Here is a 22,455-nt window from a genome sequence, read left to right as displayed (position 1 = left end):
GCGTCAGCCCATCAACCGCGTCATCAGGCCGGCCGTCGAAGGGTCCAGATCGGCGGAGGGGCCGCCGGCGTGGACATCCTTCAGGATCGCCTTGGCCAGGACCTTGCCCAGCTCCACGCCCCATTGGTCGAAGCTGTTGATGTCCCAGATCACGCCCTCGACGAAGGTCTTGTGCTCATAGAGGGCCAGAAGGGCGCCCAGGGTCTGGGGCGTCAGACGGTCCATCAGTATGGCGGTCGAGGGGCGGTTTCCGGTGAAGGTGCGGTGGGTCGCGAGACGCGTCGCCTCTTCCTCCGACAGGCCCTGGGCCAGGCCTTCCGCCTTGGCGGCTTCGGTGGTCTTGCCCAGCATCAGGGCCTGACCCTGGGCCAGGGCGTTTGACCAGAGGGGGGATTCCGGCGCGTCTCCGTGGGTCTTGGCCACGATGACGAACTCGGCCGGGACGATCTTGGGGCCCTGGTGGATCTGTTGGAAGAAGGCGTGCTGGCCGTTGGTGCCGGGCTCGCCGAAGACGATGGGGCAGGTCTGGCGCGTCACGGGCGCGCCGTCGCGATGCACCCGCTTGCCGTTCGACTCCATCTCCAGCTGCTGGAGGAAGGACGGCAGGCGACGCAGGGCGTGGGCGTAGGGCGCCACGGTGCGGGCGGGCCGGTTCAGGCCGTCAACGTTGAAGACCTGGGCCAGGGCCAGAAGGATCGGGGCGTTCCGCTCCAGCGGGGCCGAGACGAAGTGATCGTCCATGGCCGCCGCCCCGGCCAGCATGGCCTCGAACACGTCCCAGCCCAGGGCGATGGCGCACGACAGGCTGACCGCCGACCACAGCGAATAGCGTCCGCCGACCCAGTCCCTGAACGCGAAGGTGCGGCCGCAGCCGAAGGCCGCCGCCTTGTCCGGCGCCGCCGTCACCCCGATGAAGTGTTTCGTCATGCCTTCGACCGGCAGGGCGGCCGCCAGCCAGGCCTTGGCCGCCTCGGCGTTGGCCAGGGTTTCCTGGGTGGTGAAGGTCTTGGACACCACCACGACCAGGGTGGTCTCGGGATCGAGCCCCGTCAGGGCCTCGGCCATGTCGCGGGGGTCGATGTTGGCGACGAAACGCAGGTCGATGGACGGCTCCAGCGGCCGCAGGGCGTCCCACACCACGCGCGGACCCAGGTCCGAGCCGCCGATGCCGACATGGACGATGGCTTTGAACCGTTTGCCCGTCGCCCCCGCCTCGGCGCCCGCGCGCACGGCCTCGGCATAGGTCTTCATGTCGGCGCGCACCGCGTCCACCTCGGCCGAGACCGGCTCGCCCAGGGCCTTGAAGTCGGCGCCGGCCGGGGCCCGCAGGGCCGGATGCAGCACGGCCCGGCCCTCGGTCAGGTTGACGGCCTCGCCAGCGAACAGGGCGGCGCGACGGCCCTCGACGTCGCAGGCGTGGACCAGGTCCAGACAGGCCTCGAAGGCGTCCCGGGTCCAGCTCTGTTTCGACAGATCCAGATAGAGACCCGCCGCCTCGACCGACATCCGCGCCAGCCGGTCCGGATCGGCGGCGAACTGGTCCACGATACGGGCTTTGCCCGCCGTTGCGGCGGCGGCGTCGAAGGCGGTCCAGGCGTCGTTGCGGGTCATCAGTCGTCCTCGGGAGGAGAAATCTTGGGAAGACAAGGAAGGTAAACACTCGTTTACGGGTCGAGCGTATGCCGGTTCAACGTCCTAGCCGACGCTGAAACAGGAAGTCACCTCATGTCCTGCGGCCTTGCTCTCACGATCGCCCTGACCCTGTCCAATCCCGCCGTGGCCCTGGCGGCCGATCAGCCCCCTGCGGCCGCCGGCGCCCCCGTGTCCGTGGCGGCCGAGCCCCTGTTCGCCGACATCGTGGCCCGGTCCGGGAGGCTGAAGGCGATGGTCGACGGCTGGGCGGCGTCAAAGGCTGCGGACGACGCCGGTTTCTTCACCAGCCAGGCCTTCACCGGCTTCAAGGCCCAGGCGGACGAACTGGCGGCCCTGGACCTGCAGGGCCATCTGATTCTGAAGGAACGGGGCACCGACGGCGATCTGAAATGCATCCTGCGCGGCATCTCCGAGGACATGCCGAAAAAGGTCCAGGCGGTTCAGGCCGCCGCTACCCCCGCAGAGCGCGCTACGGCCCTGTCGGAACTGTCCTATTTGCTGAACGACAATGTCGAAGTGATCACCGCCCCGCCTCAGCCTGAGGTCTAGTCGTTTTGACGGGGCGGAGCGCCTCGAGGACCAGGCCTTCAGTCAACAGTTGCGGCAGAACGCGGGGCTCGCCGCCTTCCGCCGGATACAGCAGATACAGGGGCACGCCCGAGCGGCCGTGACGCTCCAGTTCACGGCTGATGGCGTCGTCGCGGCGGGTCCAGTCGCCGACCAGATAGAGGGTGTTCGACGCCTTCAGGGCCTCGGCGACGCGGGGCGAGGACAGGGCGGCGCGCTCATTGATCTTGCAGGTGACGCACCAGTCGGCGGTGAAGTTGACCAGGACGGGACGGCCTGCGGCCTGGGCGGCGCGGACGGCCTCGGCCGACCAGTGGGCGGCTGTGAGGGAACCGGTCTCGGCCGCCGCCGCGGACGGCGGTCGGGTGGCGGCCAGACCGGCGAAACCGACGGCGAAGAGCAGGGCCAGGGTGGCGGCGACGGCGCTGACCACGGCGGTCCCGCCCTGGGCCCGGCGCGCCTGGTTCATGCCGGACAGCCACAGACCGAAGGCCAGCATCAGGCCCGCAGCGAGGACCAGGGCCAAGGCGTCGGGTCCCGTCTGGCGCGAAAAGACCCAGACCAGCCACAGGGCCGCGCCGTACATGGGGAAGGCCAGCAAGGCCTTCAGCCGCTCCATCCACGGCCCCGGCCGGGGGAAGCGTCGCAACAGGCCGGGCGACAGGCTGATCGCCACATAGGGCAGGGCCAGGCCCAGGCCCAGCATCAGGAAGATCGCCAGGGCCGCCGGCCAGGGCGCCAGCAGGGCTGCGCCCAGGGCGGCGGCCATGAAGGGGGCGGTGCAGGGGGCGGCGACGACCACGGCCAGCACCCCGGTGAAGAAGGCCCCCACGCCGCCGGGCAGCCGCGACAGGGGACCGGCGCCGGCCCCCTGCAGTCCTGCCCCGACATGGAAGACGCCCGACAGGTTCAGGCCGACGCCCAGCATCAGCAGGGCCAGGCCCGCGATCACCGCCGGCGACTGAAGCTGGAAGCCCCAGCCTATGGCCTCGCCGCCCGCGCGCAGGATCAGCAGGACGCCCGCCAGGACCAGGAAGCTGGACAGGACCCCGGCCAGGAACAGCAGGCCGTCGCGCCGCGCCTCGCCGGCCTGATGGGCCGAGACGGCCAGGGCGGCGGCCTTCATCGCCAGTATGGGGAAGACGCAGGGCATCAGGTTCAGGATCAGTCCGCCGACGAAGGCGAACAGGATCGACTGCAGGATCAAGCCCGCGCCGGCCCCTTCGGCGGGGGGGGCGGCCTCGCCGCTGAGGGCCGCGCCGCCGGCCGTTCCGGGCAGGGGGGGACCGGGCTGGGCCGTGATCTCCCAGGCGCCGGCGTCGGTGGCCAGGACGCCGGACACCGGCCGGGTCAGGCCCTGAGCCTTCAGATCGGCCCCGGGAGTCAGGGTCAGGCTCAGCCCCCGGGGGCCGGCCTGGCCCGACTGGGCCGCCGCATGGTCGATCACGCTGCTGTCGTAGGGATAGAAATAGGCCTGGGTCACGCCCGGCGCGCGGCCCATGATCTCCGCCAGCGGTCCGCCCGCCGCCGACAGGGTCAGGACGCCGTTCTCGAGCGCGGCGCGCGCCTCGATCCCCGCAGGGCGTGGCGCGGCCTCGAGCACGGCCTGGAGCGCCCGGCCGTGATCCGGGTCCAGCGGCGGCGCCCCCTCCCGGATCGGCAGGTCCAGCCTCAGGCTCATCTGCACCGGCACGCACATCTGGTCGCTGCACACCAGAAGCAGGGCGTCGGCGACCAGGGGCAGGGTGGTGCCGGGTCGGGCCGAGGCCGGGATCTCGATCGGCACGGGCAGATAGACCTCGCCCGAATAGCCGTAGTTGACCAGGCTCATCAGCCGCTGGCGGGTCGGCAGGGGCCAGACGATGTCGCCGGCCTCGACCCCCGGCGGAAGGCGCCAGTTCAGGGTGGTGGGGCCCCCGGAATCGCCGGGGTTGCGCCAATAGGTGTGCCACCCCTCGGCGATCTGCTGTCGCACCGCCACCACGGCGGTGGAGCCCGGCGCCGCCCAGCGCGTCAGAGGAATGAGTTCCGCCCGGATGTTCTGCGCGCCCTGAGCGCCCCTCTCGACGGGGGCTTGGCTTCGGACCTGGGCCAGGGCCGGACCGGCCAGGCCCAGCAGCAGGCCGAGGTTCAAGACCAGCAGCAGGCGCACCCCGACTCTGGAGCCGTCGCGGAGCCGGCCGGCCTTGAACAGGATGGAGAAAAGAAGGCGCATGATCGGCCTTTTAGGCCGGGAGACCGCCCCTGTCAGGGCGCCTTTACGGGATCAGCGAGGATGGGCGTCGATCGCCACCTCGGTGCGGCGGCGCAACGGCTCGGCAGCGCCCTCGGTAGTGACTGCGCCGACGTCCCCGGCGGCGGCCACGTCGAAGACGGGGGCGGGCAGGCCGGCGGTGTTCAAGGCCTGGGCCACGGACCGCGCCCTCTGTTGAGAGAGGCTGAGGTTGGCCGCAGACCCGCCCGTGGCGTCCGCGAGGCCCAGCACCTGGACCCGCCGAACGTCGCAGGTCTTCAGCACATTCGCCGCCGCCGTGATCGCCTGATCGGCCGCAGGCGTAAGCCGAGCCTCGCCTTCACGGAAATAGATGTCGAACCGCACCGGCGCGCACGGCGATTCGCCCGTCACGATTGCGTCTCGCGAAGGCGCGGTGGCGCAGGCCGACACGGCCGCAGCCAAACCCAATGCCGAAATCGTCAGATATCTCATACCGTCCCCCTCGGTTGTGCGTCTGCAGACGCAAAAAGGGCGGCCCGTCGCCGACGAGCCGCCCGGTTGAACGGACGCGAACCGTCTCACGTCCGTTCAGAAACCCTGAGGCTCAATAGCGCCGTTGGCCATTGTCCCAGTAGCATTCGTCCTGGCGGTTGTCGTAGCAGTAGTAGTAGCGACCCTGGCTGTCGCGATAACGCTGCTGGTTGTTGCGGTCCGCCTGAGAGCCGCGCACCGCGCCGGCCGCACCGCCCAGGGCGCCGCCGATCAGGGCGCCGGTGGCCGCATTGCCGCCGCCGACATTGTTGCCGATGACCGCGCCCGCCACGGCGCCGAGGCCCGCGCCGATGGCGCCCTGGCGCACCGTCTGGTTGGTGCCGCCGTAAGGATCGCTGGCGCAGGCCGAAGCCAGAAGACCGGCGCCGGCTATGGCGATGATGGCCTTGTTCATGGTGAATTCCTTTATCCTGGGTTCGCCCCGAATACGAGAACGCTGGACTCCCGCACCGGTTCCCTTGTCTATCACTGTTCCGCTGAAGCGGCTAAAATCGCCGCACGGCAGTCAAGCTTATGGGGGCAGGACGATGCGATTTTCCACACTGACGCGGGCTTCGGCCGGCGCCGAGGGACCGATCTGGTCGCGGCCTCGCAAACGCAAGCGCAGAGTCTCGGCGGCGTCCCTGGTCAACACCCTGCTGGTTCTGCTGGCCTTGATCGGCGCCCTGACGCTGGTTCTGTCGATCAGGGCGGGTTCGGTCGAGACCGCCGGCCGGACCATGGACGGATGGATCGCGACGGCCTGGGCCCACGGTCAAGCCTTGATCGGCCGAACGCCCAGCCCCAGCCGCTGAGGCGTCAAAGCGACGTTCGAGTCATGCTGAGGGGAACGGCTCGGCTTGGCAGGCGTTCGGCCCGACATGACCGACATCCTGAGCTCTGAGCCCGACACAGGGGCGGGCGGGCCGCGCCCGGACGCGGGCCGCGTCCTGACGCCTCATGCGTCGCTGAAGCGGTTGGTCATTCTGGTGAATCCGCTGTCAGGCGGCGTCGGACCGCGCGCCGTCGCAGAGGTCGAGGCGATCCTGGCCGACTATCAGGTGGAGAGCCAGGTCATGCTGTTGCAAGGCGGCGGCTTCGACCAGGCCATCGCCGACGCCTTCGCCGCAACGCCCGACGTCATCTTCGTTCTCGCCGGGGACGGCACGGCCCGTTCGGTGGCGGCCAAGGCCAGGCCGGACGGTCCGATGATCGCCCCCCTGCCCGGGGGCACCATGAATATGTTGCCCAAGGCGCTTTACGGCACCGGCGATTGGAAGGCGGCCTTGCGCCACGCCCTGGAGGAGGGCGAGCCCCAGACGGTGTCCGGCGGCGAGGTCGGCGGGGAATATTTCTACTGCGCGGCCATCCTGGGATCGCCGGCCCTTTGGGCCCCGGCGCGGGAGGCGATGCGGACCGGAAAGCTGAGACTGGCCTGGGCCTATGCTCGACGGGCGCTGAAGCGAGCCTTTTCCGGCCGATTGAGGTTCAGCCTGGACGGAGGCGGCCGTCGCCGCGCCGAAGCCCTGGTGTTGATCAGCCCGATGATCTCCAAGGCGATGGAGGAGCCGACGGGGCTGGAGGCGGCGGCGCTGGATCCGTCGGACGCCACCCAGGCCTTCCGACTGGCGGCGACGGCCCTGTTCAGCGACTGGCGCCATGATCCCGCGGTCTCGACCCGCCCCGCCAAGCGGATCGACGTGCGCGCTCGGTCCAAGATTCCCGCCGTGATCGACGGCGAACCCCTTCTTCTGAGCCCCGAGGCGACGGTGCGGTTCATTCCCAAGGCGTTTCGCGCCCTGGCGCCCAAACCCCCCGCCGCCGAGGACAGTCTGTAATGGGGCGTATTCTCCAGTTTTCCGATGTTCATTTCGGATGTGAGCACAAGGGGGCGGTCGCCGCCGCCCTGGAATACGCCCACGCCACGCCCAACGACCTGGTCCTGATCACAGGCGACATCACCCAGAAGGGCTATCCCAAGGAGTTCGCGGCGGCGGGTCGCTGGATGCGCGCCATGCCCGAGCCGCGCTTCGTCATCGTCGGCAACCACGACGTCCCCTACTGGGACGCGGTCGCAAGGCTGTTCCATCCCTGGAAAGCGTTCGAGACGGCGACCGGGTTTCCGGCCCACGACGGCCAGTTCTGCAATGAGACCGTCATGGTGCGCGGCGTCGTCACGGCGCGCGGCTGGCAGGCGCGGCCCAACTGGTCAAAGGGGGTCATCGATCTGGACCAGACCCGGCGCGCGGCCGAGGCCCTGCGGCAGGCGCCGATCGGGGCGCTGCGCATCCTCGCCTGTCACCATCCGCTGATCGAGATGATCGGGGCGCCGATGACCGGTGAGGTCAAGCGCGGGGACGAGGCGGCGCTGATCTTCGCCGAGGCGGGCGTGGATCTGATCATGACGGGCCATGTCCATGTGCCCTTCGCCCTGGCGATCGACCTGGCGGATCGCTGTTCCTATGCGGTGGGTTGCGGAACCTTGTCGCATCGGGAGCGGGGATCGCCGCCCGGCTTCAATCAGGTGGAGTGGGACGCCAAGACCATCACGGTCACCGCCCTGGCCTGGGACGGCGCGGCCTACAGGCCGCATCAGGTGTGGAGGCTTCCGCGTCGCCAAGACACCCGCCGCGCGGCGACGGCGCCCGATCCGAACGCGCCGGGCATGCTGGAAAAGGCGGCGGTCTGACGCCGCCTTTCCATCTCGGCCACGGCCCATAAGGACCTCGGCATGAAGAAAGGGCCGGAACTCGCGTTCCGGCCCTTTCCGTTTTGAAGCTCGACGCCCTTTACAATCGAGGCGCGCCGCGTCCGCGAAGTCCGCCGGCCACAAGGGCGATGACGAACAGGATGATGGCGATCACGGCGATGAATTTGGCGATCTCGAACGAGAAGTTCGCGATGCCGCCGAAGCCGAGAACGGCTGCGATCAAAGCCACGACCAGGAAGATAATTGCCCAGCGAATCATGGGTTTAGCTCTCCTGCGTTGATGTTTCCGACGGCGGCCTCGCAGCCGTTCGTCCGTCGGTGGATCAACGTTCCCGGTCGCGGGGCGTTCCGCCCGCGACAGAGAAAGGAAAGACTAGGTCCAATCGACATTCAGGGATTCACGCGGGGCTTGATGCGTGATTCATAGGTCTCCGCTTTGGCGGAGGTTTGTGATGGGCGTGAAGCGTTATGAGCTGGACGAGGCGCAGTGGTTGCGGATCGCGCCGTTGCTGCCGGGTAAGGCGTCGGACCCCGGGCGGACGGGGTCCGACAACCGACTGTTCGTGAACGGGGTGCTCTGGGTGCTGCGCTCCGGTGCGCATTGGCAGGATCTCCCGGAGCGCTACGGCAAGTGGAAGACGGCGCACAAGCGCTTCAGCCGCTGGGCGGCGGCGGGGGTTTGGGAGAAGGTGTTCGACGACCTGATCAAGGATCGCGACAACCAGTATCTGATGCTGGATTCGACCCTTGTGCGGGCCCACCAACAAGCGACGACCGGCCGGGGCAGCGGCCAAAAAAAGGGGGCCCCGACCCGGCTGTGGGGCGTTCCAGAGGTGGACTGACGACCAAGGTCCACATGGCCTGCGACACGCTCGGACGGCCCGTTCGCTTCCTTATCGCAGCCGGTCAGAGCCACGACATCCTGGCGGCGCCGGCCCTTCTGGAAGGCCACCGCCCCGCCGCCGTGCTCGCCGACCGCGCCTATGACGCCAACAGCCTACGCGCCCATCTGGCCAGGATCGGAGCCGAGGCTGTCATACCCTCGACCCGATCTCGCAAGGCACAGATCCCGCACGATCCCCTGATCTACAAGCTGCGCAACTGCGTCGAGCGTTGCTTCAACAAGCTCAAGCACTTCCGCCGCTTCGCCACCCGCTTCGATAGGCTGGCGCGACACTACCTCGCCTTCGTCCACATCGCCGCTTCCATCCTCTGGATGCGCTGAATGTCGATTCGTCCTAGCGCCGGCGGCGTCGACCGTAGCCGCGATGCTCCATCTTGCGGTCGGCCACCATGCTGGCCACGATCGCGGCCAGGGCGGGATTCCGCAGCAGCAGGAAGGCGGCCCCCAGTCCGCCGACCACCCCGATCACGGGGCGTTCGCGCACCATATGCAGGATCTTGCCGGCCAGACCCTCCGGCTCCTCCTCCTCGTCCTCATCGTCCCCTTCGGCGCGCTTCAGGAAGACGAGGGCGACGATCAGGGCCGTCAAGGCGAACAGGCCGAAGGTGATGGCGGCCGCGCCCAAGGGCGTGGTCATCAATTGGAGGGCGTAGAACACAGCGACGCCCAGGAAGATGACGGCCAAAAAGACGCTGGCGGCGACCACGGCGGTCGCCACGGCGCGCTTGAGGATGCCCTTGAACATCAGCGGCGGCGACCGGCCAGCAGCATGCCCAGCACCAGACCGACGCCCAGGGCGATGGCCGTGGACTGGAGCGGACGCTCCTGCACCCGTTCGACGACATAGCGCTGGGCTTCGTCCAGGCGCTCGGCGGCGTCGTCGTAATATTCGCGGCCCCGAACGCGGGCGGCGTCGTAATAGGTGCGGGCCTGTTCGCGCACTTCCTCGCTCTTGGCGCGCAGGCGGGCCTCGGCCTCCTCGGCCTTTTCGCGCAGGCGCTGGGTTTCTTCACGAGCGCCGGCCTTCAGATCCTCCTTCAGGGTCTTCAGATCGGCCTTGATGTCTTCTCGAGCCTTGGTGGTGGCCATGATGCGCGCTCCAGTTTCAAGCTTGGCATTAGAATAGGGAACCCCGTCTGCCAACGCCACACCCCTGTCGAGGTTCCGTCGTCGCCAATGTCGGTGAAGGCCTCGTCACCTCCGTCCCGGCGCCTTAGATTGGCGCCATGACCGCCTTTCTGTTCGAGCCCCGACCCCAGCCCAGCCTGCCGATCATCGGCGATGCGCGACGGTTTCCCGTGCGGCGGATTCTGTGCGTGGGCCAGAACTACGCCGCCCATGCGCGAGAAATGGGGTCGGATCCGGAGAAGCAGACGCCCTTCTTCTTTTCGAAGCCGGCCGACGCCGTGGTGACCGACAGCGCCGATCCGGCCTACCCGTCCGCGACGGCCCAGCTGCACTATGAGGCCGAGCTGGTGGCGGCCATCGGCGAAGGCGGGCGGATCGTCGGCTGGGCCGCCGGGTGCGATCTGACCCGACGCGATCTGCAGGCCCAGGCCAAGGCGGCCGGTCGCCCTTGGGACGCCGCCAAGGGGTTTGATCAGTCGGCGCCCTGCGGCGCCATAACCCTTGGCGCCCTGCCGAACCCGGACGGGTCCATCGTCCTGACCGTCAATGGCGAAACCCGCCAATCCAGCGTCCTCAGCGACATGATCCTGAACCCGGACCAGATCGTCGCGGCGGCGGGCGGGCTCTGGACGCTTCAGCCGGGCGACCTGATCTTCACCGGAACCCCATCCGGCGTCGGGCCGATCGTGCGCGGCGACAAGGTGGCGGTCGCCATCGAGGGTCTGGCGCCCCTGAGCTTCGAGATCGTCTGATGATCCTGCACGGCTATTGGCGGTCCGGCGCCAGCTATCGGGTCCGCATCGGCCTGGGGCTGAAGGGACTGGCTTATCAGACTGCGGCCCTTGATCTGCGCAAGGGCGAACAGAAGGCCCCCGCCTTTCTGGCGATCAATCCCCAGGGCATGACCCCCGCCTTGCAGCAGGGGGAGACGGTCCTGACCCAAAGCCCGGCGATCCTGGAATGGCTGGAGGAGACCCATCCCGAGCCGCCCCTGTTGCCGAAGGACGCCCAGGACCGCGCCCAGGTCCGGGCCATGGCGGCCCTGATCGGCTGCGACATCCATCCGCTGAACAATCTTCGCGTCCTGACCGCCCTGCGTCAGGAGTTCGGCGCCGATCAGGCGACGGTCGACGCCTGGGCGGGGCGCTGGATTACGCCGGGCTTCGACGCTCTGGAGGTCCTGGTCGCGCGCCACGGTGCGGGTTGGAGTTTCGGCGATCGTCCCGGACTGGCGGACTGCTATCTGATTCCACAGCTCTATTCGGCGCGGCGGTTCAATCTGGCCCTGACGCCCTGGCCGCGCCTTGTGGCGGTCGAGGCCGCCGCCCAGGCCCATCCGGCCTTTCAGGCGGCCCACCCGGACCGGCAGCCCGACGCCGACGGCTGAGCGCGCCCGACCCATATCGGCGGTCGATGAGTAAGACTCGCGTAAGGTCTTGATCAACCTCCCTTAAGCTTTGGGGGGCATGATCGGGGGGTGACGCAGTCCCCACCCTCTCCCTCGGCGCCATCGCCGGTCGATCGCCTGGCCCTGGCCGTGGTGACCGAGCCCGAGCGCGCCGCCAAGCCCCTCATGGCCGCCCCGTCGGGCGCCCGCGAGGACGCGATGCGTTTCCTGTTGCAGACGGGAGCGGACGCGGGGGTCAAGGTGATCGCGACCAAGCCGACCGGCGACGGCGAACGGCTGTTGGGCCAGGCCTGGCCCTTCCCCTCCCCCTTCCGCGTCACGGTTCGCACCGTCGGCCTGGGCGAAGGACTGGATCGGGTTGAGGCGCGGGCGCGCCGCTCCTTGGAACGTCTGGGCCTGCCGCGGGGCGAGGCCCTGCTGGTCAACAATCCCGCCGACCTGGCCGGCGCCGAGGGGCGGGCCCTTTGGGACCGGCTGCAGGCCTTGAAGGCCCGCGGCCTGTTTCGCAGCATCGGCTTTTGCGCCACGGTCGAGGACGGACCCGTCCTCCTAGCCCGGCGCCTGGAGGCCGATGTGGTTCAGGTCGCCTGCAATCTTCTGGATCAGCGCGCGGCGGCCGAGGGAATTCTGGATGAGATCAAGGCCCTGGGGGCCCAGGTCCACCTGTCTTCGGTCTTCGCCGGCGGCCTGTTGTTCGCCCCCGGCGACGATCTTCCGGCCCATTTGACCGGCTATGATCAGGCCCTGTCGCGCATCCGACGGCGCCTGGCGGAACGGCGCTGCGATCCGATGCAGGCCGCCCTGGCCTACGCCTTTTCTCTGGAGGCGGTGGACCGGGTGGTGGCCAGCGTGGCCTCCGCCGCCGAGCTGCGCGCCATATTGGCGGCCGCCCATGCGCCCGGTCCCGACCTGGACTGGTCGGAACTGGCGCTGGAGGCGCCGGCGGCCTTCGCCGCCGACGCCCGCAACCTGATCAGTAGCGCAGCCTGACCCCGACATAGGCCGACCGGCCGGGCTTTCCATAGCCGAACACCTGCTGATAGTGTTCGTCGCCCAGGTTCTCGATCCGCGCCGTCAGGGCGACCTTGTCCGTCAAAGCGTAGGCCGCGTTCAGATTGGCCGTGACGAAGCTCTCGCGGACCACTGTGGAAAAGCCGCCAGAGTCGTCCTGATCGCCTTCCGCCCGCACGGTCAGGGCGCCGGACAGGCGATCCCCCGTCCAGCCCAGGGTCGCCGAACCGGCGTGTTCGGGCACGCGCAGCAGGCGAGCGCCCGTGGTGCGGTCCGCAGCGTCGGTCCAGGCGTAGGCCAAGGTCAGGTCGAAACCGGCGCCGAGGCGCGCGCGGCCTTCCAGCTCGAGCCCGTCCGACCGCGTCTTGGCGACGTTGACGTAGCGGCCGGCGGAATAGGTGATTTGGTCCTCGACGTTCAGCCGATACAGGGTCGCGCGTCCCTCGAACCGACCGCCGGCGGAGGCCCAGCCCAGGGCGATCTCGACGCTGTCGGCCGTCTCCGGCTTCAGCGCGGGCCACGGCTGGGGCGCGAAACAATAGTCGCACACCGCTTGGCTGACGGTCGGGGCCTTGAAGCCTGTGCCATAGGCGCCCGACAGGATGAAGCCGCCGGCCAGATCATAGGCCGCCGAAATCCGCCCCGTGGTCTTTGAGCCGAAATCGTCCGTGTCGTCGTACCGCAATCCGCCGCTCAGGTTCAGCGGGCCGGCGTCATACCGGGCCACGCCGAACACCGAGGTTATCGACAGGTCGCGCGACAGACCTGACGACAGGGCCGCCGAGGCCTCGTTGCGTTCGACGCCGAAGGCGTAGTCCACGCCTTGCGCCTGACCGTCCGCCTGCCAGCGGTAGGCCTGACGGTCGCCGCTGAAGGTCGAGCCGAAGCCGTCGCTGTAGGAGGTGCGCTCCAGATCGGACGCCGAGATGCTGAACTGATGATCAAGACCGAAAGCCTGGGCCGTCACCCGACCGAAGCCCGACCACTGTTCGCTGTCCTGGGCGTCGCCGGTGTCGGCCAGCACATAGTCAGGCGCGGGGAAGCCGTCGATGTCGGCGTGGCTGTCGTTCCAGCGCGCCGCGCCTTCGACCTTGACCGCGTCGGACAGGACATAGCGGCCCTTGGCGCCCAGGGTCGTGCTGCGAAAGCCGTCGGTCTCGGGATTGCCGTCCGCCTTGTCCGCCGCGGAAATCCCGTCGGTCTGGAAGCGCGAGACATAGGCGCTGAAGGCGTAGGTCTCATTGGCGACGCCGGCCGACAGACGACCGCGCGCCGTGTCGAAGCTGCCGGCCTCGGCCTCGGCGCGAACGCCATCGATTTCGCGCGTGGTGAAGGAAATCACCCCGCCGATGGCGTCCGATCCCCACAGGGACGACTGCGGACCACTGAGCACCTCGATCCGGTCGATGTCGGCCAGTTCGAAGCTGGAGAAGTCATAGGCGCCGTTCGGTTCGGCCGCATCATTGATCGGCGCCCCGTCCACCAGCACCAGGGTCTTGCCCGGCGTCGCGCCGCGCATGCGGACCTGGGCGATCCCGCCGAAGGCCCCCGTTCGCGTCACCGACAGGCCAGGCACGTCGGACAGGATGTCGGCGGCGAAGACGGCGCCGCGTTGCTCGATGATCCTAGAATCGATGACCCGGGCGCCGGGCGTCTCGGCGACGATGGCGGGCAGGCGGGTGGCGGTGACCACGACCTCGTCCAGCTGGGTCGCCTCATCGGCGAAAGCGGGTGCGGCGATGACGGCGGCCATGGCCGCCGTCGATGAAAGAATGGAGCGCTTCATTGTGAGCGATGTCCCCGTATCGGCCCGGCGAATGCGCGCGCAGGGTCGTGACCAGCGAGCCGATCCGCCCGGCCGCGAGGCCGGGACGACGCAAGATCGGGTCGCTTCCACGGAGAAACCGCGCCTCTGTCTGGTCCCGGACAGGAGCGAGCGACGTCGGCGGCCAGGTCTCCTGGCTTGCGGGTCATAAACCGCCGTCCTCGCCTTCCCAGTCACCCAGTGGCGCCGAGGTCTAGACCCCGGACGGACGACGCTCTCGCCGCCTACAGTTGCGGGCACAGCCACGGTGTCTCACCGTGTTCCCTTAACCGCCTGATCCGGCCTATCGCAGGGGCGACAAGCCTGTGCAAGAGCCGGTCAACGGGCTTGAGCGCCAGGACGCGATCCGTCACCCTGTCGCAACATGAACGCCCCTGTCTCTCACCCGCCTGACATCGCCGCCTCTCTGGAGGGCGCCACGCCCTTCATGGCCCAGTATCTGACGGCCAAGGCCGGACAGCCGGACGCCATCCTGTTCTTCCGCATGGGCGACTTCTACGAGCTGTTCTTCAAGGACGCCGAGGTGGCGGCGGCGGCTCTGGGCATCACCCTGACCAAGCGGGGCAAGCACCAGGGCGAGGACATCCCCATGGCCGGGGTGCCGGTCCACGCCATGGAGGGCTATCTGGCCCGGCTGATCCGCCTGGGCCACAAGGTGGCCATCTGCGAACAGCTGGAAGACCCGGCCGAGGCCAAGAAGCGCGGCGGCAAGGCCGTGGTCCAGCGCGGCGTGGTGCGGGTGGTGACGCCCGGCACCCTGACCGAGGACAGTCTCTTGGACGCGCGCGGCGCCAACCGGCTGGCCGCCGCAGCGGTGCGCAAGGGTCGGGCGGCCGTGGCGGTGGTCGAACTGTCTTCCGGCGCGGTGGACAGCGTCGCCTGTGCGCTGGAGGATCTCGGGGCGACGCTGGCCGCCTTCCGCCCGTCCGAGGTTCTGGTCACTGACCGGATCTATTCCGACCCGACGACGCGGGACGCCCTGGACGGGTCCGGCGGCGTGGTTCAGGCCCTGGCCTCGGCCATCGCCGAGCCCCAGGCGGCGCGGACGCGGGTCGAGCGGCTGTACGGGGTTGCGGCCTTGGACGGTTTCGGCGCCTTCGAGGAGGCCGAGGTCTCGGCGCTCGGCCTGATCGCCGCCTATCTGGAGACGACCCAGGCCGGCAAGGTTCCGGCCCTGGCCCCGCCCCGCCGTCTGGGCGAGAGCGGGTTTCTGGCCATCGACCCGGCGACCCGCGCCAGTCTGGAGATCGACCGAACGCAGAGGGGCGAACGTGAAGGCTCGCTCTTGGCCTGTATCGACCGCACCGTCACCTCGGGCGGGGCCCGGGCCCTGGCGGAACGGATCGCCCGACCGCTGCGCGACCCCCTGGCGATCAATGAACAGCTGGACGCCGTCGAATGGCTGCTGGAGCGGCGCGATCTGCGGCGCGACCTCCGCGACGGTCTGAAGGCGTCGGCCGATGTGGCGCGGGCGGTCGGACGGCTGGCCTTGGGGCGCGGCGGTCCGCGCGACCTGGCGGCGGTGCGCGTGGGCCTGTCCGTCGCCGAGGGGATCGCGGGCCTGTTCATCGGTCAGGTGGACCCGCTTACCGGCCAGCCGCGCCGCATCGCCCTGGCCCTGGACCGACTGAACCTGTCGCCCGAGGTGTCGCGGCTGAAGGCCGATCTGATCGACGGCCTGGTGGACGAACCGTCGCATCTGGCCCGCGACGGCGGCTTCGTGCGCCCCGACTATCGCCCCGAACTGGACGCCGCCCGCACCCTGCGCGACGACAGCCGCCGGGTGGTGGCCGATCTGGAGGCGCGGGCGGTCGCCGAGTCCGGCGTACCCTTCAAGGTCAAGCACAACGCCGTCCTGGGCTATTTCCTGGAAACCTCGGCCAAGGCGGCGGAGGGCCTGTTGCGGGCCGGGCCGGACAGTCCCTTCATCCACCGTCAGACCCTGGCCAGCCAGGTACGGTTCACCACGGTCGAACTGTCGGAGCTGGACGCCCGGATCAGCCAGGCCGGTCACCGCGCCCTGGCCATCGAGGCCGAGACCTTCGAGGGCTGGCGGCGCGAAGTCGCCCGCCTGGCCCAGCCGCTGCAGGCGGTCGCGGAGGCTCTGGCCGAGCTGGACGCCCATGCGGCCCTGGCGGAATGGGCCCAGGAGGCCGGGGCGACTCGGCCGGTGGTGGACGACAGTCTGGTCTTCTCGGTCGAGGCCGGGCGGCATCCGGTGGTCGAGGCGGCGGTCAAGGCGGCCGGCGATCCCTATACGCCCAACAACGCCCGCCTGGACGGGTCTGGATCGGACTGCGCCCGCCTGGCTATCGTCACCGGGCCGAACATGGCCGGTAAGTCGACCTTCCTGCGCCAGAACGCCCTTCTGGTGATCCTGGCCCAGGCCGGGGCCTTCGTACCGGCGCGCGCCATGCGTCTGGGCGTGGTCGACCGGCTGTTCAGCCGCGTCGGCGCCGGCGACGACCTGGCGCGGGGCCGGTCCACCTTCATGATGGAGATGGTCGAGACCGCCGCCATCCTGACCCAGGCCACGCCGCGCAGCTTCGTGGTTCTGGACGAGATCGGCCGCGGCACGGCCACCTATGACGGCCTGGCCATCGCCTGGGCCACGGCCGAGGCCCTGCACGACGTCAATCGCGCCCGCACCCTGTTCGCCACCCACTATCATGAGCTGGCCCAGTTGGAGACGCGGCTGGACCACGTCTGCAACCTGTCCATGACGGCCAAGGAATGGAACGGCGATCTGGTCTTTCTGCACGAGGCGGCGCCGGGGGCGGCGGACCGATCCTACGGCGTTCAGGTGGCCAAGCTGGCCGGGGCGCCGGCCGCGGTGGTGGCGCGGGCCAAGGCGGTGCTGGAGCGGCTGGAAGGGGAGAAGGCGGCAGCGGCCCGCCTGGACGATCTGCCGCTGTTCGCCGTGGCCGAGCCGGAGCCGCCGCGCGCGCCTTCCAAGCTGGAGGCGGCCTTGCAGGCGGTGGACCCCGACGCCCTGACGCCGCGCGAGGCTCTGGAGACGCTCTACAGGTTGAAGAGCCTGGCTGATTGAGAAGGTCGGCCCTTGCCAGGGATAGAAATCTAGACCCTGTTCGGTAACAGTCGTGGTCCGCCAGACCGAATCGCTGAGGATCGGCCATGAAGCCCAGCGCGCTTTCCCTTTCCGGCAAGACGGCCTTGATGGTCATTACGGCCCTCGGCGTCCTGACCCTGGTGCTGACGGCCGTCGCTGCGGTCCTGCTGACCCGCGACGCTGAGGCCCAGGCCGCCGAGCGTCAGGAGGCCAATATGCGGGTCGCCTGGGACGTGCTGGCCGATTACGGCGACGGCTTCACGGCGCGCGACGGCAGGCTGTATGTCGGATCGACTCCGATGAACGACTTCGTCGAGCCCGTGGACCGGATCAAGGCCCTGGTCGGGGGAACCGCGACCGTCTTCCTGAACGATCTGCGGGTGACGACCAATGTGGTCAAGGATGACGGCTCCCGCGCCGTGGGCACTCGGCTGAAGCCCGGCCCCGTCTATGACGCGGTGCTGAAGGCGGGCGAACCCTATCGCGGTCAGGCGGACATTCTGGGCAAGCCTTATTTCGTCGCCTACGACCCGATCAAGACCGCTTCGGGTCAGACCATCGGCGTGCTGTACGTCGGCATCCCCAAGGCCGACTTCATGGCCCCGGTAAACCAGGTCATCTCGGCCCTCGTCCTATGCGGCCTGATCGCCGCCCTGATAGGGGTGGCGCTCTGCCTGCTCGCCTCTCGCCGCATGTTCTCGCCCCTGAAGGCGCTTTGCGATCGGATGGAGGCCCTGCGACAGGGCCGGACCGACTTCGACGCGCCCTGGGCGGCCCGTCAGGACGACATCGGCCAAATCGCCCGGGCGGTGGTCGCCTTCCGCGAGGCCGCCGTGCGCCAGAAGGCCACGGAAGCCGAGACCGAGGCCATGCGTGAGGCCGCCCGCGCGACGCGAGAGGCGGGAGAGGCGGAGCGGGATCGTCTGGCCGAGGAAGACGCCCGGGTCGCCGCAGCCCTCGGGGAGGGCCTGTCCGCCCTGGCGCGCGGCGATCTGAGCCACCGGATCACCGCAGACTTCGCTGAGCGCAGCCGCCAGCTGAAGGACGACTACAACGCCGCCGTGGACACCCTGGCGGCGACCATGGCCGACATCATCGACCTGGTTGAGGCGATGCGGGCGGGAACATCGGAGGTGACGACCGCGACCGACGACCTGTCGCGCCGCACCGAAAGACAGGCCGCCGCCCTGGAACAGACCGCCGCCGCTCTGGACCAGATCACGGTCACGGTGCGCAAGACTGCGCAAGGCGCCCGGTCCGCCGCCGACATCACCGCCGAGGCCCGGAGCGGCGCCGCGACGCGAGAGCAGATCATCGCCGAGACCACAACCGCCATGGGCGAGATCGAGGCGACCTCGGGTCGGATCGGGCAGATCATTGGGGTGATCGACGAAATCGCCTTCCAGACCAACCTTCTGGCGCTTAACGCCGGGGTCGAGGCGGCGCGGGCGGGCGAGGCCGGTCGCGGTTTCGCGGTGGTGGCTTCAGAGGTTCGCGCCCTGGCCCAAAGGTCGGCGGAGGCCGCGCGGGAGATCAAAGACCTGATCGCCGCCTCCAGCGCCAGCGTCGGCGAAGGCGCCCGACTGGTGTCCCAGACCGGTGCGGCCCTGACCGCCCTGATCGGCCAGGTGGCCGAAATCAACCAGCTGGCCGGCGAGATCGCCGCCTCGGCCAAGGCGCAGGCCGAGGGGCTGGCCGAGGTCAATACGGCCGTCAACCAGATGGACCAGACCACCCAGCAGAACGCGGCCATGGTCCAACAGACCACCGCCGCCAACCAGGCGCTCAGCCAGGAGGCGGAACGGCTGGCCGAACTGGTGTCGCGCTTCCGTCTGGGCGACGGGGCGCCATACGGCGACGCTCAGGACGAACGGAGGGTCTGGGCCGCCTGAGCAGGATCGAACAGGCGCAAATGAAAGGCCCGCCCGGATCCTCCGGGCGGGCCTTGTCACATCGACTGACAGGTCGACGGGGGCCGGATCAGGCCTGCATCATCCAGCCTTCGACGTCCATGGCCGCCTGACGCACGGCTTCCGAACGGGTCGGGTGGGCGTGGCAGGTGCGGGCGATGTCTTCCGAGGCGCCGCCGAAGCTCATGGTGACGGCGGCTTCGTGGATCATCTCCCCGGCCTGGGGGCCCATGATGTGGACGCCCAGCACCTTGTCCGTCGCGGCGTCGGCCAGAACCTTAACGAAGCCGTCGGTCTCGTGGTTGATCTTGGCGCGGCTGTTGGCGGTGAAGGGGAATTTGCCCTTCTTGTAGGCGACGCCGGCCGCCTTCAGCTGGTCCTCGGTCTGACCGACCCAAGCCACTTCCGGGAAGGTGTAGACCACGCTGGGGACCAGGGCGTAGTCGACGTGGCCGTATTTGCCGGCGATGGTGTCGATCACGGCGACCGCGTCTTCCTCGGCCTTGTGCGCCAGCATCGGGCCGTGGGTCACGTCGCCGATCACCCAAAGGCCGTCGGCGACCTTGAAGTGGTCATGGTCGATGAAGCCGCGCTTGTCCGGCGTGACGCCGATGGTCTCCAGACCCAGGCCGTCCGTATAGGGGCGACGGCCGATGGCGACCAGGACGACGTCGCCCTTCAGGGTTTCGGCGGCGCCGCCGGCCGAGGGCTCGACCGTCAGCTCCACGCCGTCCTTGCCGGACTTGGCGGCCGTGACCTTGGCGCCCAGTTTGAACGTCATACCCTGTTTGGTCAGGGTGCGCTGGAAGGCGGTGGCGACCTCGGTGTCCATGCCGGGGGTGATCCGGTCCAGGAATTCGACGACGGTCACCTCGGCGCCCAGGCGACGCCAGACCGAACCCAGCTCCAGGCCGATGATGCCGGCGCCGACCACGATCAGCTTCTTCGGCACGGCCGGCAGGGACAGGGCGCCGGTGGAATCGATCACCTTGCCCGCTTCAAAGGCGACGCCGGGCAGGGGGGTGGGCTCCGAGCCGGTGGCGATGACGATGTTCTTGGCCTCGAGCGTCTGGACCGAACCGTCGGCGGCGGTCACCTCGACCTGGCCCTTTCCGACGATCTTGCCCTTGCCCTTGATCCAGTCGGCCTTGTTCTTCTTGAACAGGAACTCGATCCCCTTGGTCAGGGCGGTGACGCTGTCGTCCTTGGACTTGTGCATCTGGCTCAGGTTCAGCTTGGGCTGGACCTCAATGCCGATCTTGGCGAACTCGCTGTTGGCGGCGTCCCACATTTCCGAGGCGTGCAGCAGGGCCTTGGACGGCATGCAGCCGACGTTCAGGCAGGTGCCCCCCAGGGTGGCGCGCATCTCGACGCAGGCGACCTTCAGGCCCAGCTGGCCGGCGCGGATGGCGGCGTTATAGCCGCCGGGCCCCCCGCCGATGATGACGACGTCGTAGGGAGCGGGGGCTTCGGCCATGATATCCTCTGGTCTTCTGGCGCGCGGGAAAAGCGCGCGGACACTAGCGCCGACCCCGCACGGGTCAACCGCCGCGCATCATATGGGGCGCGGAATCGACCTTTGCAGGGGGTCAGACGACCGGCTCGGCCCTGGTCTGCTCCTGCGGCGACGGCTCGGGCTGGGCGCCGGCGGCGCCTTCAGGCGTCAAATCCAGCGGCAGGGTGATGGCCACCTCAGCCCCCTCGCCCGGGGCGCTCTCCACGGTCAGGGCGCCGGACGCCTGTCGGGCGAAGGCGAAGGCCTGAGACAGACCCAGCCCCGCCGCGTCGCTTCGGGTGGTGAAAAAGGGTTCGGGCGCGCGACGCAGAGTGTCCGAATCCATGCCGGGGCCGGAGTCGCGCACGCTGAGCCGCAGGTCGCCGGCCGAGGCGATCGCCAGACGAACGGCGACCGATCCGGCGCCGTTCGAGGCCTCGACCGCATTGCGGGTCAAGGCGATGACCGCCGCCTCGAATGCGACGGGATCGACCCGCGCCGGCGCGGGCTGGTTCGGGGTCTCGATCATCAGATCGACGTCCGGTCCGGCGATCTGGCGCAGCCGGCCCTCCAGCCCCGCCAACAGTACGCCCAGGTCCAGGCGCCGCAGCAGGGTGCGGTCCTCGTCCTGAGAAAAGGCGCTCAGCCGGCGGGTCATCTGTTCGCCGCGTCGCCCCGCCGTCAGGGCCGCCTGGCCCAGCCGGCGGACGCGGTCAGGATCGTCGGAGTGGCGCAACAGCATGTCCAGGGCGGAGGTCATGACGTTCAGCAGGGCGGCGAAATCCTGCGTCACCCCGCCCGCCAAACGGCCGACATTGGCCATGCGGCGTTCGGCCTCCAAGGCCTCACGCAGATCGCGCTCCGCCTTTTCCGCCTGGGCCAGCGCCTTTTCATGGGCGAGCGCCTGGGCCTCCTGACGGCGGGAGAATTCGGCCTGGGCGGCGGTAAGGGCGGCGGCGACCGCGTCGGAGGCGGCCGCATCGTCGTTTGCCTCGGCGAGGGCGGGCGCAGCCGGGGCCGTATCCTGGGCCTCGGACACGGGCGAGCCGGCCAGAAGGATGGCATCCGCAGCGTCCGCCTCGTCGGTCAGAGGCAGGAGGGTCCAGCGGATCGCCGCGCCCTCGGCGTCGATCGTCTCTATCGGAGGGATATCCTCGCTCGGAGCGGTCAGAACGGCTCTGAGGGTCTGGCGAGCCTCGACCCGGCGGTCGGGCGGCAGGAACAGGTCGGCGAAATCGGCCCCCGCCACGCCCTCGCTGCGGCCCAGCATGACCAGGGCGGCGCGGTTGGCCTGGCGGATCGCGCCGTCGGCCCCGACCACCACCAGGGCGCTGGAGGCGGCGTCGAAGACGCGGTCGGACAGGCTCGGTCCCGCCGGGCGCGCCGAGGGCGCGGCCGGGGGCGCCGGCGGAGGCGTCATCGGTTCGATCGCCGGGGTGGTCAGGACGTCCGTCTCGACGATGGCGGCGATCGAGCCCGTGATCTGGCCGTGCTCGTTCTCGATCGGCATGGCCGTCACCGAAACCAGCATCTTCTTGCGGGTCGCCGCATTGACCATCAGGTGCTGAAAGCCGCGCACCGTCTGGCCCCGCAGAGCCCGTGCGCTGGGAAGGAGGTCGGGCGGCACGGTCTTGCCGTCCGGAAAGGTGATGCCCCAGGTGGCGGAGTGGAACCGCAGCCCCAGGAGTTCGGCGTCGCGACGGCCCAGCAACTGATGCGCGGCGCGGTTGGCGAAGACGAACTTGCCCGTCTGGTCCGTCTCGACCATGGCGACGGGAACGGCGTTCAGGGTTTCGAACAGGCGGCGATCCGAGGACTCCGCCACCTTCTGAACGATGTCCAGCTGATCCGTCGCGCTGGCGTGGCGCACCCGGTTGGCGATGGCGAACCAGATGGCGATGACCGCCGCGACATTGCCGAAGCCCGCCAGGAGTCCAAGCACCAGGGTCCAGTTGACCTCGCCTTCGAGGAACATCAGTCGATCCGTCTCAATTTGGGGCTCACATCCCCCGCATCGGCGTCCCCGTG

19 protein-coding genes, 1 pseudogene and 1 riboswitch are annotated in these 22,455 nt (G+C 69.5%); of the genes and pseudogenes, 10 read left to right on the top strand and 10 right to left on the bottom strand.

The features are described from left to right. Positions 1–3: 3 nt before the first annotated feature. Positions 4–1,611 carry a glucose-6-phosphate isomerase gene (gene pgi, locus ACZ5M6_RS02750; protein WP_464159590.1) on the bottom strand — a complete coding sequence of 536 codons (1,608 nt, stop codon included), beginning with the start codon at positions 1,609–1,611 and terminating at the stop codon, positions 4–6. Positions 1,612–1,725: 114 nt separating this feature from the next. Here pgi and ACZ5M6_RS02745 point away from each other — a divergent pair, with 114 nt between their 5' ends. Then, positions 1,726–2,202, top strand: a complete 477-nt coding sequence (locus tag ACZ5M6_RS02745; protein ID WP_183216447.1) for a hypothetical protein — start codon at positions 1,726–1,728, stop codon at positions 2,200–2,202. Here ACZ5M6_RS02745 and ACZ5M6_RS02740 read toward each other — a convergent pair. From ACZ5M6_RS02740 to ACZ5M6_RS02730, 3 genes are all read right to left on the bottom strand, one after another. Then, the gene (locus ACZ5M6_RS02740) at positions 2,174–4,435 is read right to left on the bottom strand and encodes a protein-disulfide reductase DsbD family protein (RefSeq protein WP_464159588.1); all 2,262 of its coding nucleotides are present in this window, start codon (positions 4,433–4,435) and stop codon (positions 2,174–2,176) included. The two genes, ACZ5M6_RS02745 and ACZ5M6_RS02740, sit on opposite strands and share 29 nt — an antisense overlap. Before the next feature lie 51 nt (positions 4,436–4,486). Beyond that, a complete protein-coding gene (locus tag ACZ5M6_RS02735) occupies positions 4,487–4,927 on the bottom strand; it encodes an OmpA family protein (RefSeq protein ID WP_054764363.1) in 441 nt (146 codons plus the stop codon). A 112-nt stretch (positions 4,928–5,039) separates the two neighbouring features. Further along, positions 5,040–5,381 carry a YMGG-like glycine zipper-containing protein gene (locus ACZ5M6_RS02730; protein WP_054764362.1) on the bottom strand — a complete coding sequence of 114 codons (342 nt, stop codon included), beginning with the start codon at positions 5,379–5,381 and terminating at the stop codon, positions 5,040–5,042. Positions 5,382–5,514: 133 nt separating this feature from the next. On the opposite strand from ACZ5M6_RS02730, the gene ACZ5M6_RS02725 reads away from it, so the two are divergent. From ACZ5M6_RS02725 to ACZ5M6_RS02715, 3 genes are all read left to right on the top strand, one after another. Further along, positions 5,515–5,781 (top strand): hypothetical protein, encoded by a 267-nt coding sequence (locus ACZ5M6_RS02725; protein WP_182713769.1) that lies wholly within the window; start codon positions 5,515–5,517, stop codon positions 5,779–5,781. A gap of 66 nt (positions 5,782–5,847) precedes the next feature. Continuing rightward, entirely contained in the window at positions 5,848–6,804 is a 957-nt protein-coding gene (locus ACZ5M6_RS02720; RefSeq protein ID WP_464159585.1) for a diacylglycerol/lipid kinase family protein, read from the top strand. Continuing rightward, positions 6,804–7,655 (top strand): metallophosphoesterase family protein, encoded by an 852-nt coding sequence (locus ACZ5M6_RS02715; RefSeq protein ID WP_054764360.1) that lies wholly within the window; start codon positions 6,804–6,806, stop codon positions 7,653–7,655. The genes ACZ5M6_RS02720 and ACZ5M6_RS02715 overlap by 1 nt, the downstream gene beginning before the upstream one ends. A gap of 100 nt (positions 7,656–7,755) precedes the next feature. Here ACZ5M6_RS02715 and ACZ5M6_RS02710 read toward each other — a convergent pair whose 3' ends face one another. Beyond that, complete coding sequence (locus ACZ5M6_RS02710) at positions 7,756–7,935, bottom strand: DUF1328 domain-containing protein (RefSeq protein WP_008262305.1); 180 nt, start codon at positions 7,933–7,935, stop codon at positions 7,756–7,758. Between the two features lie 199 nt (positions 7,936–8,134). Between ACZ5M6_RS02710 and ACZ5M6_RS02705 the strand changes: the two are divergent. Next, positions 8,135–8,901 (top strand): annotated as a pseudogene (locus ACZ5M6_RS02705) (IS5 family transposase). A gap of 13 nt (positions 8,902–8,914) precedes the next feature. Here ACZ5M6_RS02705 and ACZ5M6_RS02700 read toward each other — a convergent pair. Further along, entirely contained in the window at positions 8,915–9,325 is a 411-nt protein-coding gene (locus ACZ5M6_RS02700; RefSeq protein ID WP_464159582.1) for a hypothetical protein, read from the bottom strand. Continuing rightward, the gene (locus tag ACZ5M6_RS02695; RefSeq protein WP_054764358.1) at positions 9,325–9,669 is read right to left on the bottom strand and encodes an ElaB/YgaM/YqjD family protein; all 345 of its coding nucleotides are present in this window, start codon (positions 9,667–9,669) and stop codon (positions 9,325–9,327) included. Before ACZ5M6_RS02695 ends, ACZ5M6_RS02700 begins: the two co-directional genes overlap by 1 nt. A 137-nt stretch (positions 9,670–9,806) precedes the next feature. Here ACZ5M6_RS02695 and ACZ5M6_RS02690 point away from each other — a divergent pair, with 137 nt between their 5' ends. From ACZ5M6_RS02690 to ACZ5M6_RS02680, 3 genes are all read left to right on the top strand, one after another. Then, positions 9,807–10,460: a fumarylacetoacetate hydrolase family protein gene (locus ACZ5M6_RS02690; RefSeq protein WP_152949214.1), complete on the top strand. Its 654-nt coding sequence runs from the start codon at positions 9,807–9,809 to the stop codon at positions 10,458–10,460. Continuing rightward, the gene (gene maiA, locus ACZ5M6_RS02685; protein ID WP_444571598.1) at positions 10,460–11,095 is read left to right on the top strand and encodes a maleylacetoacetate isomerase; all 636 of its coding nucleotides are present in this window, start codon (positions 10,460–10,462) and stop codon (positions 11,093–11,095) included. The genes ACZ5M6_RS02690 and maiA overlap by 1 nt, the downstream gene beginning before the upstream one ends. Before the next feature lie 90 nt (positions 11,096–11,185). After that, on the top strand, positions 11,186–12,106 hold the full coding sequence (locus ACZ5M6_RS02680; RefSeq protein ID WP_054764355.1) for an aldo/keto reductase: 921 nt from the start codon (positions 11,186–11,188) through the stop codon (positions 12,104–12,106). Here the strand turns inward: ACZ5M6_RS02680 and ACZ5M6_RS02675 are convergent. Continuing rightward, entirely contained in the window at positions 12,090–13,913 is a 1,824-nt protein-coding gene (locus tag ACZ5M6_RS02675) for a TonB-dependent receptor plug domain-containing protein (RefSeq protein ID WP_464159579.1), read from the bottom strand. The two genes, ACZ5M6_RS02680 and ACZ5M6_RS02675, sit on opposite strands and share 17 nt — an antisense overlap. A 145-nt stretch (positions 13,914–14,058) precedes the next feature. After that, positions 14,059–14,266, bottom strand: a riboswitch (cobalamin riboswitch). 50 nt (positions 14,267–14,316) lie between these two features. Here ACZ5M6_RS02675 and mutS point away from each other — a divergent pair. Both mutS and ACZ5M6_RS02665 read left to right on the top strand, forming a co-directional pair. Further along, entirely contained in the window at positions 14,317–17,001 is a 2,685-nt protein-coding gene (gene mutS, locus ACZ5M6_RS02670; protein ID WP_464159576.1) for a DNA mismatch repair protein MutS, read from the top strand. Positions 17,002–17,087: 86 nt separating this feature from the next. After that, the gene (locus ACZ5M6_RS02665) at positions 17,088–18,914 is read left to right on the top strand and encodes a methyl-accepting chemotaxis protein (RefSeq protein ID WP_464159575.1); all 1,827 of its coding nucleotides are present in this window, start codon (positions 17,088–17,090) and stop codon (positions 18,912–18,914) included. Positions 18,915–19,002: 88 nt separating this feature from the next. On the opposite strand, the gene lpdA is transcribed toward ACZ5M6_RS02665, so the two are convergent. Continuing rightward, positions 19,003–20,409 (bottom strand): dihydrolipoyl dehydrogenase, encoded by a 1,407-nt coding sequence (lpdA, locus tag ACZ5M6_RS02660; protein ID WP_464159573.1) that lies wholly within the window; start codon positions 20,407–20,409, stop codon positions 19,003–19,005. A gap of 112 nt (positions 20,410–20,521) precedes the next feature. Beyond that, on the bottom strand, positions 20,522–22,402 hold the full coding sequence (locus ACZ5M6_RS02655) for a PAS domain-containing sensor histidine kinase (protein WP_182713761.1): 1,881 nt from the start codon (positions 22,400–22,402) through the stop codon (positions 20,522–20,524). Between the last annotated feature and the right edge of the window lie 53 nt (positions 22,403–22,455).

This window comes from Brevundimonas sp. Br13, assembly GCF_055391505.1.
The sequence above is the reverse complement of the archived record's forward strand: the minus strand, read 5'-3'. Positions and strand labels throughout refer to the sequence as shown.

Coding starts and splice junctions, on each gene's coding strand:
- pgi (WP_464159590.1), bottom strand. CDS start 1,611: ATGACCCGCAACGACGCCTGGACCGCCTTCGACGCCGCCGCCGCAACG.
- ACZ5M6_RS02745 (WP_183216447.1), top strand. CDS start 1,726: ATGTCCTGCGGCCTTGCTCTCACGATCGCCCTGACCCTGTCCAATCCC.
- ACZ5M6_RS02740 (WP_464159588.1), bottom strand. CDS start 4,435: ATGCGCCTTCTTTTCTCCATCCTGTTCAAGGCCGGCCGGCTCCGCGAC.
- ACZ5M6_RS02735 (WP_054764363.1), bottom strand. CDS start 4,927: ATGAGATATCTGACGATTTCGGCATTGGGTTTGGCTGCGGCCGTGTCG.
- ACZ5M6_RS02730 (WP_054764362.1), bottom strand. CDS start 5,381: ATGAACAAGGCCATCATCGCCATAGCCGGCGCCGGTCTTCTGGCTTCG.
- ACZ5M6_RS02725 (WP_182713769.1), top strand. CDS start 5,515: ATGCGATTTTCCACACTGACGCGGGCTTCGGCCGGCGCCGAGGGACCG.
- ACZ5M6_RS02720 (WP_464159585.1), top strand. CDS start 5,848: ATGACCGACATCCTGAGCTCTGAGCCCGACACAGGGGCGGGCGGGCCG.
- ACZ5M6_RS02715 (WP_054764360.1), top strand. CDS start 6,804: ATGGGGCGTATTCTCCAGTTTTCCGATGTTCATTTCGGATGTGAGCAC.
- ACZ5M6_RS02710 (WP_008262305.1), bottom strand. CDS start 7,935: ATGATTCGCTGGGCAATTATCTTCCTGGTCGTGGCTTTGATCGCAGCC.
- ACZ5M6_RS02700 (WP_464159582.1), bottom strand. CDS start 9,325: ATGTTCAAGGGCATCCTCAAGCGCGCCGTGGCGACCGCCGTGGTCGCC.
- ACZ5M6_RS02695 (WP_054764358.1), bottom strand. CDS start 9,669: ATGGCCACCACCAAGGCTCGAGAAGACATCAAGGCCGATCTGAAGACC.
- ACZ5M6_RS02690 (WP_152949214.1), top strand. CDS start 9,807: ATGACCGCCTTTCTGTTCGAGCCCCGACCCCAGCCCAGCCTGCCGATC.
- maiA (WP_444571598.1), top strand. CDS start 10,460: ATGATCCTGCACGGCTATTGGCGGTCCGGCGCCAGCTATCGGGTCCGC.
- ACZ5M6_RS02675 (WP_464159579.1), bottom strand. CDS start 13,913: ATGAAGCGCTCCATTCTTTCATCGACGGCGGCCATGGCCGCCGTCATC.
- mutS (WP_464159576.1), top strand. CDS start 14,317: ATGAACGCCCCTGTCTCTCACCCGCCTGACATCGCCGCCTCTCTGGAG.
- ACZ5M6_RS02665 (WP_464159575.1), top strand. CDS start 17,088: ATGAAGCCCAGCGCGCTTTCCCTTTCCGGCAAGACGGCCTTGATGGTC.
- lpdA (WP_464159573.1), bottom strand. CDS start 20,409: ATGGCCGAAGCCCCCGCTCCCTACGACGTCGTCATCATCGGCGGGGGG.
- ACZ5M6_RS02655 (WP_182713761.1), bottom strand. CDS start 22,402: ATGTTCCTCGAAGGCGAGGTCAACTGGACCCTGGTGCTTGGACTCCTG.